This window comes from Streptomyces sp. Je 1-332, assembly GCF_040730185.1.
Classification (GTDB): Bacteria; Actinomycetota; Actinomycetes; order Streptomycetales; family Streptomycetaceae; genus Streptomyces.
Window position 1 is genome coordinate 6,355,751 of sequence record NZ_CP160402.1, and the last position, 11,946, is coordinate 6,367,696.

General features: G+C 70.0%; 8 protein-coding genes. 6 read left to right on the top strand and 2 right to left on the bottom strand.

Translation table 11 applies throughout. From position 1 onward, the window contains the following. Positions 1 to 58: 58 nt before the first annotated feature. Positions 59 to 1,564, top strand: a complete 1,506-nt coding sequence (locus ABXJ52_RS28725; protein ID WP_367045719.1) for an amino acid permease — start codon at positions 59 to 61, stop codon at positions 1,562 to 1,564. A 94-nt stretch (positions 1,565 to 1,658) separates the two neighbouring features. Beyond that, positions 1,659 to 3,137 (top strand): glycosyltransferase family 39 protein, encoded by a 1,479-nt coding sequence (locus tag ABXJ52_RS28730; protein WP_367045720.1) that lies wholly within the window; start codon positions 1,659 to 1,661, stop codon positions 3,135 to 3,137. Positions 3,138 to 3,199: 62 nt separating this feature from the next. Here the strand turns inward: ABXJ52_RS28730 and ABXJ52_RS28735 are convergent, their stop codons facing one another. Then, positions 3,200 to 3,571: an NTP pyrophosphohydrolase gene (locus tag ABXJ52_RS28735; RefSeq protein WP_367045722.1), complete on the bottom strand. Its 372-nt coding sequence runs from the start codon at positions 3,569 to 3,571 to the stop codon at positions 3,200 to 3,202. Between the two features lie 147 nt (positions 3,572 to 3,718). Here ABXJ52_RS28735 and ABXJ52_RS28740 point away from each other — a divergent pair, with 147 nt between their 5' ends. Continuing rightward, positions 3,719 to 4,819 (top strand): hypothetical protein, encoded by a 1,101-nt coding sequence (locus tag ABXJ52_RS28740; RefSeq protein ID WP_367045724.1) that lies wholly within the window; start codon positions 3,719 to 3,721, stop codon positions 4,817 to 4,819. A gap of 148 nt (positions 4,820 to 4,967) precedes the next feature. On the opposite strand, the gene ABXJ52_RS28745 is transcribed toward ABXJ52_RS28740, so the two are convergent. After that, positions 4,968 to 6,005, bottom strand: a complete 1,038-nt coding sequence (locus ABXJ52_RS28745; RefSeq protein WP_367045726.1) for an LCP family protein — start codon at positions 6,003 to 6,005, stop codon at positions 4,968 to 4,970. A 397-nt stretch (positions 6,006 to 6,402) separates the two neighbouring features. On the opposite strand from ABXJ52_RS28745, the gene ABXJ52_RS28750 reads away from it, so the two are divergent. The 3 genes from ABXJ52_RS28750 to ABXJ52_RS28760 are packed head-to-tail and all read left to right on the top strand — an operon-like array spanning position 6,403 to position 11,871. Further along, positions 6,403 to 7,236, top strand: coding sequence for a CDP-alcohol phosphatidyltransferase family protein (locus ABXJ52_RS28750; protein ID WP_367045728.1), 834 nt, complete (start codon positions 6,403 to 6,405; stop codon positions 7,234 to 7,236). Then, a complete protein-coding gene (locus ABXJ52_RS28755; RefSeq protein ID WP_367045730.1) occupies positions 7,233 to 10,871 on the top strand; it encodes a bifunctional glycosyltransferase family 2 protein/CDP-glycerol:glycerophosphate glycerophosphotransferase in 3,639 nt (1,212 codons plus the stop codon). The genes ABXJ52_RS28750 and ABXJ52_RS28755 overlap by 4 nt, the downstream gene beginning before the upstream one ends. 43 nt (positions 10,872 to 10,914) lie before the next feature. Continuing rightward, positions 10,915 to 11,871 carry a capsular polysaccharide synthesis protein gene (locus ABXJ52_RS28760; protein WP_367045732.1) on the top strand — a complete coding sequence of 319 codons (957 nt, stop codon included), beginning with the start codon at positions 10,915 to 10,917 and terminating at the stop codon, positions 11,869 to 11,871. Positions 11,872 to 11,946 lie beyond the last annotated feature (75 nt).

Sequence of the window (11,946 nt, forward strand, 5' to 3'; positions counted from 1 at the left end):
CCAATGGGGTACCCGCCCTCTCGATCATGTCGAGGACGACAAGCGTGGAGGTACGTCCGTGGCAAGCAGCCTTTTCAGAACGAAGAGCATCGAGCAGTCCATCAAGGACACCGAGGAGCCGGAGCACCAGCTCAAGAAGTCGCTGTCCGCCCTTGATCTCACGGTCTTCGGTGTCGGCGTCGTCATCGGCACCGGCATCTTCGTGCTGACCGGGGCGGTGGCCAAGGAGACCGCGGGGCCCGCCACCGCGATCGCCTTCGCCGTCGCCGGCGTCGTCTGCGCCCTCGCGGCGCTCTGCTACGCGGAGTTCGCCTCCACCGTGCCGGTGGCCGGATCGGCGTACACCTTCTCGTACGCCTCGCTCGGCGAGCTGCCCGCCTGGACCATCGGCTGGGACCTGGTGCTCGAATTCGCGCTCGGCACGGCGGTGGTCGCCGTCGGGTGGTCCGGTTACGTGCGCTCGCTGATGGACAACGCGGGCTGGGAGCTGCCCGCGGCGCTCTCCGGGCCCGATGCCGCCGACGGCTTCAGCTTCGACATCCTCGCCACCGCGCTGGTGCTCGTCCTGACGGTCGTCCTGGTCCTCGGGATGAAGCTCTCCGCCCGCGTCACCACGGTCATCGTCGCCATCAAGGTGGCCGTCGTCCTGATCGTCATCATCGCGGGCGCCTTCTTCATCGACGCCGACAACTACAAGCCGTTCATCCCCAAGGCCGAGGAAGTGCCCGCGGGCAACAGCATCGATTCCCCGCTCATCCAGCTGATGTTCGGCTACGCGCCCACCAACTTCGGCGTGCTCGGCATCTTCACGGCCGCGTCCATCGTCTTCTTCGCCTTCATCGGCTTCGACATCGTGGCCACCGCGGCCGAGGAGACGAAGCTGCCCCAGCGGGACATGCCGCGCGGCATCCTCGGCTCGCTCCTGATCTGCACCATCCTGTACGTCGCCGTGTCGATCGTCGTCACGGGCATGCAGCACTACAGCGAACTGTCCGTGGACGCCCCGCTCGCCGACGCCTTCAAGGCCACCGGGCATCCCTTCTACGGCGGTGTGATCAGCTTCGGCGCGGCCGTCGGCCTCACCACGGTCTGCATGATCCTGCTGCTCGGCCAGACCCGCGTCTTCTTCGCGATGAGCCGCGACGGACTGCTGCCCCGGTTCTTCTCGCACGTCCACCCGAAGTACCGCACGCCGCACCGGCCGACCATCCTGCTCGGTGTCCTCATCGCGATCCTCGCGGGCTTCACCAGCCTCGACGAGCTCGCCGAACTGGTGAACATCGGCACGCTCTTCGCCTTCGTCGTGGTCGCCCTGAGCGTCATCATCCTGCGCCGCACCCGCCCCGACCTGCCGCGCGCCTTCCGCACCCCGCTGGTGCCGCTCGTACCCATCCTCTCGGTGGCGGCATCGGTGTGGCTGATGTTGAACCTGCCTGCCGAGACGTGGCTGCGGTTCGGCGTCTGGATGGCGCTCGGCTTCGTCGTCTACTTCGTGTACGGACGCTCGCACAGCCAGCTGGGCAAGCAGCACGGCAAGCGGGGGGACGCAGCCCCCGGCCGGTGACGTGCGGTAATCGCATCGGTCTACTTCCAGCCGATTGTCCGGCCCCGTATGTCCCGTTCAGGCAGGGACTGCGGGGCCGGATAGCGTGCTCACCATGCTCGCCGAGCCCTCCGCATCACTACGCTCCGTACGCGGGCTGCGGCTGCCGCGCCCGCATACGGAGAAACCCCACGCGGCGTACTGGCCGCGCCTGCTCCCCCTCCTCGCCGCGCTGGCCTGCGTCACCCGGATTCCTTCCTTCCGGTGGCCGCTGTGGAGCCCGGACGAGGGCTATCTCGCCGTCCAGGCAAGGATGCTGGCCGACGGGGGAGAGCTGTACGAAACGGTCGTCGACCGCAAGCCGCCGCTCGTCCCCTGGCTGTACGAGGGGGCGTTCGCGGTCTTCGGTGACGGGACGCTGCTCCCGCTGAAGGTGCTCGCGGTGGTGGCCCAGCTCCTGACCGCCGTGCTCCTCGTGGGCATCGCAAGGCGCCGCTGGGGCGACGGCGCCGGCCGCACAGCAGGCGTGCTCTATCTCCTCGTCTCGGTGGGCCTGAACCCCGAGGACGCCCAGGCGGCCACCTTCGAGGTCTTCATGCTGCCGTGCACGGCGGCCGCCCTGTGGTGCGCGGACCGGCGCCGCTGGGGGGCGGCGGGCGCGGCGGTCGCCTGTGCGTTCCTCGCCAAACAGACCGGGGGAGCGGTCCTGGTGCCGGTGGCGTGGCTGCTGTGGCAGGCGGGCGGCGCCCGAAGGGACGTACTGCGCCTGGGAGTTGGTCTGACCGCCCCGGTCCTCGCGGCGGCGGCTCTGACGCATCCCGCGGGGTTCCTCTTCTGGACGGTGACGGGCTCGGGGGCGTACGCCTCTTTCACCGGCTCCGAACTCCACGTGCTCTTCCGGGCCCTGACGAACACGGCGGTCCTCGCGGTGGCCTGCGGGGGGCTCATCCCGCCCGTGGTACGGGTCCTGCGCATCGCCCGCACAGGCGCAACGGAACTGTGGCTCTGGCTCGCCTCATCGGCGGCAGCGGTCCTGGCCGGCTTCCACTTCTTCGGCCACTACTACCTCCAACTCACCCCGCCTCTGGCCCTCTTGGCCACAGCGGCGCTCCACATCCTGCCTCGGGAGCGCACACGGACGGCGGTATCGGTCTCCGCCGCCGCGTGCGCGCTGTTCCTGACCTGGGGAATGCTCGCCCCCCGCCCCGAACTGGCGCACGCCACGCGCCTGGCGGAGACCGTCCGCGCGCTGACGTCATCCCAGGACAAGGTGCTGTTCTGGGGGATACACCCGGAGACGTACTGGCTGTCCGACCGCGCCCCCGCGAGCCGCTACCTCACGGCAGGGCTCCTGACCAACTACAGCGGCGGCAGGAACGGCCCCCAGGTGGGCGAAAGGTACGCGGTGGAGGGCGCCTGGAGGATCTTCCGCCGAGAACTGGCAGACCACCCACCCACGATCATCATCGACGACTCCCAGGGCAAGCCGTTCACCCCGGCCCGGCTGCCCTCCCTACGACGCATCCTCACGGTCGGGTACGAGCCGGTGGGTCGGGTGGGGGGAGCGGTCGTGTACGCACGAACGGACCGGTAAGAGGGCGCCGGGGCGGGCCCCGCTTGCGCCACCGTCATGCAGGCTGCACCTGCGGGAAGACGTCAGCTGTCGCGGACCGTTCGGGGGCCTACCGATTGTGCTCCCAGTTCGCCGACCCTCCGGCGCAGCTCGCGGTCGGCCGTGACGACCACGCAGGGGCTGTCCGCCGCCTCGGCGACCAGCTCCACGATGCGGTCGTCGCCGCTGCCGGGCGCGGAGACCACGCGTACGCCCTCGATCGACTCGACGTAGCGGGCCGCGCCCTCCACCACGAGGGTGATGTCCAGCGGCCCCGGATGACCCGGGATGCCCGTGTCGGCGTACGCGACGAGCCGGTCCCGTAGGCGCTCGGCCGCCCCGTGCCGGTCGCGCCACCAGCCGTCGGGCACCGAGCCCACGACGTTGGCGGCGTCCACGACCAGGAGAGTTCTCATGGCGCCACCCTGGCATACCGGCGGCCGGGCCCCGGCCGGAAGCCACGTGCGTCAAACGTAGACTCAAGGGCCATAGGCAGCCACGGTCCACAGGCTGGCCAGAGCACCGCAGCAGACGACCACTCGCAGGAAGGCCGACGCCGAGTCATGCCGCAGAGGTCCGCATCCGGGCCCGAGGGAGAATCCTCCCGCCGGGCCGCCGCCGGCCACGCCGCGACAGGCACCCTCGCGACAGGGCGCTGGCTGCTGCGGGGCACGGACGGCAGGCTCACCGCCTACGCCGCCGCGGGCGAGGGCCTGCTGCGCTGGACGGAGGCCCGCCCCGGCGGCCCGGAGTGGTCGGGCCCCGAGTTCTTCGAGGCACCGGACCTGACGCACCTCACCCTGGCCCAGGGTGCCGACGGCTACGTCCACTTCATCGGCCTGCGCAAGCGCGGGACTGAGGTCGACGTGGTGCACAGCATCCAGTACCAGTCGGGCCGCCCGCTCATGGACTGGCGCTCGCTCGGCAACCCGCACACCAAGATGGTCGAGCGCGCCCCGCACCTCGGCGCCCCGACCGCCGCCGTGGACGCCGCGGGCACGGTCCACGTCTTCGTGCGCGACGCGGTGAACAGCGTCCGGCTGCGGCGCGAGGGCAAGGGCGGCAAGTGGGAGGGGTGGAAGGACTTCAAGGTCCGCGAGGTCCTCGACGGCATCACGGCGCTCGCCACCTCCGCGGGGCGGATCGAAGTCTTCGGCCCGGCACAGAACAAGACGCTGCACTGGACCCAGGACAAGCAGGGCGCCGACTTCCAGCGCGCCGACGACATCCCGCTGCCCCCGTCCCCCGGCTCGGGCACGACCCTGGAGACCGCCGACGACCGCCTCACGTACTACGCCACCGACGCCCGCGGCGCAGGCGTGGTCGCGCACCGCGGTGCCGACGAGGACACGCGGCCCCTCGGTGGATCCCCGGCCGCCGGCCACACGGCAGCGGTCCGCGCGACGATAGAGGGCCACGACTGCACGGTCCTCGCCCACCGGGGAGCGGACGGCCGCCCGGTCATAGCGGCCTATCCCACGGAGGACGAGAAGGCGGGCATCTGGTGGTCCGAGACGGGCGAACCCTGCCTGGGCTCCCCTGCGTTGGCGCTGGACGCGCAGGGCCGCGTGGTCATGGCGGCCATCGGCCTGGACGGCACGCTGCGGCTCGCGCGTCAGAAGGCGGAGTCGGGCCTCGCGCTGGAGGCGTGGACGCGGGTCTGAGGGAGCCGCGGGTGAGGGAGCGCTGGTCTGAGGGAGCGCTGGTCTGAGGAAGCCGCGGGTGAGGAAGCGCGGGTCTGAGGGAGCCGCGGGAGTATGAGCGAGTCTGAGGGAGCACGGACACGGCGGCCTCGGCCGACGACCTCACCGCTCACGAACCCCCGCCCCGCGCAGGCGACTTCCTGGCCGACGCGGGCACGGTCCCGTCGGCCTTCAGCGCCGACCACAGCTCGTCGGCCTGCGGCTGCGCGGCGACCACGCGGTTCGGGTCGCTCCTGTCGTAGGCCACGGGCAGCGTGACCGTCTCCATGCTCCGGGGATCGAGGCCGTCGAGGCTCCTGGCGAAGGAGGCCAGGTCGGTGAGCGATCCGAGGCCGGAGTCGGTGGTGAGCGACTTGGTCGCGGCGTCGGCGATCTCGTAGAGCTTGGCGGGGTTGCTCAGCGTGCCCTGCTGCTTGATCTCCGAGAGGGCCGCCAGCATGAACTGCTGCTGGAGGCCGATGCGCCCGAGATCACTGCCGTCGCCTATGCCGTGCCGGGTGCGGACGAAGGCCAGCGACTGGGTGCCGTCGAGCCGATGGGTGCCCGCCGCGAGCCGCAGACCGCTGTCCTTGTCGTCGATCGGCTTGTCCGTGGTGACGGTGACGCCGCCGAGCGCGTCGACCAGCCCCTTGAACCCGGCGAAGTCGATCTCCACGAAGTGGTCCATGCGGATGCCGGTCATGTTCTCGACCGTCTTCACCACACAGGCCGGACCGCCCGCGGTGTAGACGGAGTTGAACATCACGCGCCGTGCCTCCGGCAGCTTCTCGCCGCCGGCGGTGGCGCACCCCGGCCGCGTCACCAGCGTGTCCCGCGGAATGCTCACCGCGGTCGCCCGGCCGCCGCCCGCGGGCAGATGCACCACCATGGCGGTGTCGGACCGGGCCGTGCCGCCGGTGTCGCCGCCCGCCAGGCCCTTGTTGTCGCCGGAGCGCGAGTCGGACCCGATGACGAGGATGTCCTGGCCGCCGTTGTCGGTGTCGGCGGGGCGGTCCATGCCGAGGGCGGCGTTGATGTCGACGCTGCTGAGGTTGCCGGACAGCTGGCGGTAGGCGAGGAAGCCGAGGCCACCGCCGACGACGAGCAGTCCCGCCAGGGTCCAGCACACGATTCTTCGGATCTTTCTGCCCCGCGGTAGCCCGGCCATGATGTTCGTCCTTCGCGCCCCGTCCCGGAATCGTCCGCCGGGACCGGTGGGGCACGGCCCGGCGCGGGACGTCACACGACGCCCCACTCCATTCGACGGTGCCGCGCACGCTCCGGTGCGGGGGCGAAAGTCCTGACCGGCCGAGCGGAAGTCCCGAGTGGGATTCCGGAATTGGCAAGGACCTTCGTCCTGGCCGGTCAGGACCAAAGCGTCCCGGTTCTATTCACCCTCCCCCGTAAGGTTGGAAATTCCGCTCTCGCGTGACGTTCTTTGCGTTACGTGCTTTACGTGACGTTCTTTATCGGCTGGTGGCTGAGGGGTTATGAAAAGGCATTCGCTGAAGGATGTCCAACAGCAGACGTGCAAGAGGCGCGATGCCTGGTGGACGGTTCTTCTCGTGGACCCCGTCGCCACCCGGCTCGTCCGGTTCCTCGCTCGCTTCGAACGTGTCACGCCGAACGGCGTGACGTGGTCGGCGCTCCTTGTCGGCATCGCCGCGGCCGGATTCTTCGTGCGGGGCGACCAGCTGTCCCTCGTCATCGGCGCGCTTCTCTACCACGTGAGCTTCATCCTCGACTGCGTCGACGGAAAACTTGCCCGCCTCAAAGGGAACGGCACGGTGTTCGGGGGCTGGCTCGACTACGTCTTCGACCGGATACGGGTGCTGTGCTGCGCCATCGCCCTGATGGGCGGCCAGTATCTGCGCACCGACGACGAGTGGTACCTCGTGGGTGCGCTTGCGGTCGTCTTCCTCGACATGCTCCGGTACGTCGACGCCCTGCAGATCTACAAGATGCGGGTGGCGATGCGACGCAGGATCGAGGACCTGGCCGCCGAGCGCGGGCAGGGCGCACGGGCCGGGAACACCCCGCCGGTGGTCTTCATGGAGGACCTGATGCGGGAGAACCCGGACCTGGACCCCGAGCGGCAGCAACCGCCCCGCAGCGTGACCGTCGTCGACCTGCACGCGGGGTTCCGCGGCCGCTTCCCCTGGTACGCCCGCGTACGCAGGACACTGACCGAGCACCGCATCCGGCCGCATCTGGTGAGCGGAATCGAATTCCAGATGGCGATCTTCATCATCGCGCCGCTGACGGGATGCATTCTCCCCGTCACGGTGGTCGCGGGCGCGCTGCTCGCCCTTTTCGAACTGGCCATCATGTACAAATTCTGGCTCTCCACACGGGATTTCAGCCGCGTCATGGAGAAACGGGAGTGGAGCCTCATATGACGCCGAGACTGAGCATCATCGTCCCCTTCTACGGGGTGGAGGAGTACCTCTTCGACTGCCTCCAGTCGATCGCCGAACAGACCTTCCGTGATTTCGAAGTCGTTCTCGTGGACGACGAGTCGCCGGACGGCAGCGTGGAGATCGCCCGTGATTTCGTGGCTCAGGACCCGCGTTTCCGCCTCGTGTCGCAGCGCAACGGCGGACTCGGCCACGCACGGAACACGGGGTTCACGCACGCGGATCCGGGTTCCGAGTTCATCACCTTCGTCGACAGTGACGACGTACTGCCGAACTACGCCTACAGCGTGATGGTCAAGTCCCTCGAAGAGAGCGGATCCGACTTCGTCGCGGGAAATGTCCATCTGCTGTACGGCGCGGGCACCCGGCAGTCCCCGCTGCACGCCCCGCTGGCGAAGAAGCGGACGCGTACGCACATCAGCGAGGTGCCCGACCTCGTCAATGACCGCACGGCCTGGAACAAGGTGTTCCGCCGTGAGTTCTGGGAGAAGCACGCGTTCGCCTTCCCCGTCGGGGTCCTCTACGAGGACACCCCGGTCACCATGCCCGCCCACCACAAGGCGACCGCCGTCGACGTGATCGAGCGGCCCGTCTACTACTGGCGCCAGCGTGAGGGTTCGTCGGCGCCCTCGATCACCCAGCGGCGCACGGAGGTCAAGGGCCTCGTCGACCGCGTCGCCGCCTGCGACGGCGTCAGCCGCATGCTGGCCGAGGCCGACGCCGCCGACGGCCGGCGGCGCAAGTACGAGTACGACCTGCGCGTCCTCACCTCCGACCTCCCGCCGTTCATGAAGGTCCTCCTCGACGCCGACGACGCGTTCCGCGCCCGCTTCCAGGAGCTGACCCGCGACTACCTCGGCCGTGTCGAGGCGGAGGTCCTCGACGCGCTGCCCGCCCAGCTCCGCCTGAAATGGCACCTGGTGCGCTCCGACGCGTACGAGGACCTGCTCGCCCTGCTGGCCAGGGAGCGGCGCGGCGAGAAGCTCGCCGTGCACCACGGTCTGCGGCACGCCTACCTGAAGTACACCCCCGAGGTCACCGGGCGGCGCGTACCCAAGTCCGTCCTGCGCTGCGACGACGAGCTCTCGGCCCGCGCCGTCCTGACCGACGTCAGCTGGCGGGACGGCCGCATGCGGGTCGAGGGGTACGCCTACATCCGGCACGTCGACGCGGCCTCGCGCATCGGTTCGTTCAAGGTGGTGGCGCTGCGTGAACGCGGCACCCGCCGCACGCTGCCGGTGCGCGTACGCTCCGTGCGCCGCCCGGACGCCACCGCGGGCTCGGGCCAGTACCACCGCAGCTACGACTGGGCCGGCTTCTCCTTCGAGGTCGACGTCCAACGACTGCGTCACCGCGGCGAGTTCCACCGCGGCACCTGGGGTCTGCGCATCGGGATCCTCTCCGGCGGCAAGCTGCGCCTGGCCAAGCTCGCCAAGGGCACCCGCGGCTCGGCGAGCCACCCGCCGTACTACTGCCCGGACGAGAAGACGCGCGTGATCCCCGCCTTCGGCGGCGGGGGACTGCTGCTGCGCGTGGAACCCGTCCGTGCCCTGGTCACCGGCCACCGGCTGTCCGGCGACCACCTGGAACTGCGGATCGACCTCGCCCGGCGCCACCGTGCCCGGGCGGCACTGCGCATCCAGCACCTCGTCCTCGGCAAGTACCGCGAGTACCCGATGGAGCAGCTCGGCGGCATGGAGGGCCCCGGGGTGCGCGTCGTCCGCATCCCGGCCTGCGATCTCGCGGAGTTCGGCGTCGACGGCCGGCACGGCTTCCAGCGGATGCTCAACACCTCGGACAGCAACGGCTGGCGCTGCCAACTGGTCCTCGGCAGGAAGACCGTACGCATGATGGTCGACCCGCGTCTCGCGGAGGGCCACTACCTCGCCCCGGACCGCCCCGGCGCCACCGCGGGCAGCAGGCAGCTGGTGGTGCACCAGAACACGTCGGGAGACCTGGCGCTCTACGAGACGGACGTCTTCGCGGTGGCCACCTCGGTGAACTGGGGGCCGGAAGGTGAACTCCACGTCGAGGGGCGGCTGTTGGGCTCCCACCGGGTGGGCGGGCGGCTCGTGCTGCACCACCGCGGCCAGAAGGAGGAGTGGACCTTCCCTGTAGAGGTGTCGGGCAAGGTGTCGGACGACGGGGCGGACTACGGGGCGGGCCGCCGCTTCCGGGTCACGCTGCACCCGGCCGCCGTCGACTCGCTCGCCGGTACCGTGCCGCTGCGGCCCGGCGCCTGGGACGTACGCTTCCGCGCCGAGGGAACCGACGCGGGCGCCGACAGCCCGGTGCGCCTGGACCGGCCGCTCCTGGGCTCCCTGCCCCTGGCGTACGGAGCGTCCGGCTTCACCGTGGAGCGGGCCCGCTTCAACCAGCTGATCGTCGTCGCCCCGTCCAGGGTCGCCGAGCAGGAGCGCGGACCCTACTGGCAGCGCAGGCTCCAGCACGAGGTCTACCCCGCCGCACGGCGCGAGCCGCTGCGTGACGCCGTGCTCTACAACAGCTTCACCGGCCGCCAGTTCTCCGGAAACCCGCGCGCCATCCACGAGGCACTGCTGCGCAGGCATGAACCCCTCGAACACCTGTGGGTCGTGCGTGACGACCAGGTGCAGGTGCCCGCCACGGCCAGGCCCGTGACCATGTGGAGCCGCGAGTGGTACGAGGCCCTCGCGCGCTGCCGCTACATCGTCTCCAACACCCATCTGCCCGAGTGGGTCGAGCGCAGGGAGGGCCAGGTCATCGTCCAGACCTGGCACGGCACACCCCTGAAGCGGATCGCCCACGACATCGAGAACGTGCGCTTCTCCGACCAGCGCTACCTGGAGAAGATGGCCGAAGAAGTGCCCCACTGGAGCCTGCTCGTGTCGCCCAACAGCTTCAGCACCCCGATCCTGCGCCGCGCCTTCCGGTACGAGGGCGAGATCCTGGAGTCCGGCTACCCGCGCAACGACATCCTGTTCTCCGACCGCGCCGCCGACGTGGCCGCCGAGGTGCGCGCCCGTCTCGGCCTGCCCGCCGGCAAACGCGTCGTCCTGTACGCCCCCACCTGGCGGGACGACCTCTTCCACAGCCCCGGCCGCTACAAGCTCGACCTGCGCCTCGACCTGGAGCGGGCCCGCGAGGAGCTCGGCCACGACCACGTCCTGCTGGTGCGCAAGCACCCCAACGTCGTCGACGACGTGCCGGGCGCGGGGGACGGCTTCGTCTTCGACGTCTCCAAGTACCCCGACATCGCTGACCTTTTCGTCGTCACGGACCTGCTCATCACCGACTACTCGTCGCTGATGTTCGACTTCGCGATCACCGGACGCCCGATGTTCTTCTTCACCTACGACATGGAGCGCTACCGCGAGAAGCTCCGCGGCTTCTACTTCGACTTCGAGGCGGAGGCACCGGGCCCACTGATCCCGGACTCCGAGACCCTGCTGCGGGCCATCCGGCACGTCGACTCCATCGCACCCCGGTACCGGCCCCGCTACCAGCGGTTCCAGTCCCTGTTCTGCGACTTCGACGACGGCCACGCGGCCGACCGGGTCATCGACCGCATGACGGAACTGGCCTGGCCGTTCCGCGCACGGCAGGTCGCCCGCGGGCGGCACCGCAAAGCCGCCTGACCTCCGCCACCCGATCCCCCCACCACGACTGGTAGTGATTGCCGTGAAGAACCCGTTCCCCCGTCGCCAGCCCCCGCCCGACTTCTCCAGGCTCTACGCCGTCGGCCAGGCCCTGGAGAAGCACCGTGAACTCAAGCAGGCCGCCTGGGTGTACGAGCAGGCGGTCCGCCTCGACCCGGACGGACTGCCCGTCGACCTGGAGCTCATCGCCTCGGAACCCCAACGCTTCATGTACCGGCGGCAGATGGCCCGCTTCCTGACCGAGCATCTCGACACGCTCAGGAGCAGGGTCGGGGACGGGCCCGTCGAGGAGAACACGGACCCGAAGATCTTCGTCTACTGGGCGCAGGGATTCGACGACGCGCCGCCGATCGTCCGGGCCTGCCGCAAACAGCTGGAGGCCCTGCACATCGGGGAAGTGATCGAACTCGACAGGGAGTCACTGCACCGGTGGGTGGACATCCCCGCCGACGTCCGGCTGCACGCGGAGCCCGACCGCACCCACTACTCCGACCTCGTGCGCTTCGCCCTGCTGCGCCGCTACGGAGGAGTGTGGTTCGACGCCACCTGCCTGGCGTCCGAATCGGTGTTCGGCAACTTCGACGCCCTGGTCACATCGGGCTTCTTCGCGTTCCGCTACCACGACGCGCTGATCTCCAACTGGTTCCTCGCGGCACGGCCCGGCAACTACATCACCGAGATGATGTACCAAGCCCAGTGCGCGTACTGGCGCCACCGGAACATCGACGTGCACTACTTCTTCCCGCACCACATGTTCGAGTCCCTGTACTACCTGGACCCGCGGTTCGCCGCCGTCTGGGACGCCACCCCCGACCTGAGCTCCCACCCGCCGCACGAGCTGCAGAAGGCGATGCAGGAGCCGTACGACGACGCCCGCTTCAGGCAGCTGGTCTCGAAGTCCTTCGTCCACAAACTGACGTACAAGCGCGACGCGAAGCCGGGCAGCATCCTGGAGCGCATCGCGAGCGCGGCGGCCTGACCAGGGCCTGGCGGCACGCTCCGGGCACGGCGAAGGGGTGTCCGGTCGGCCGAGCCGCCGGACACCCCTTGCACC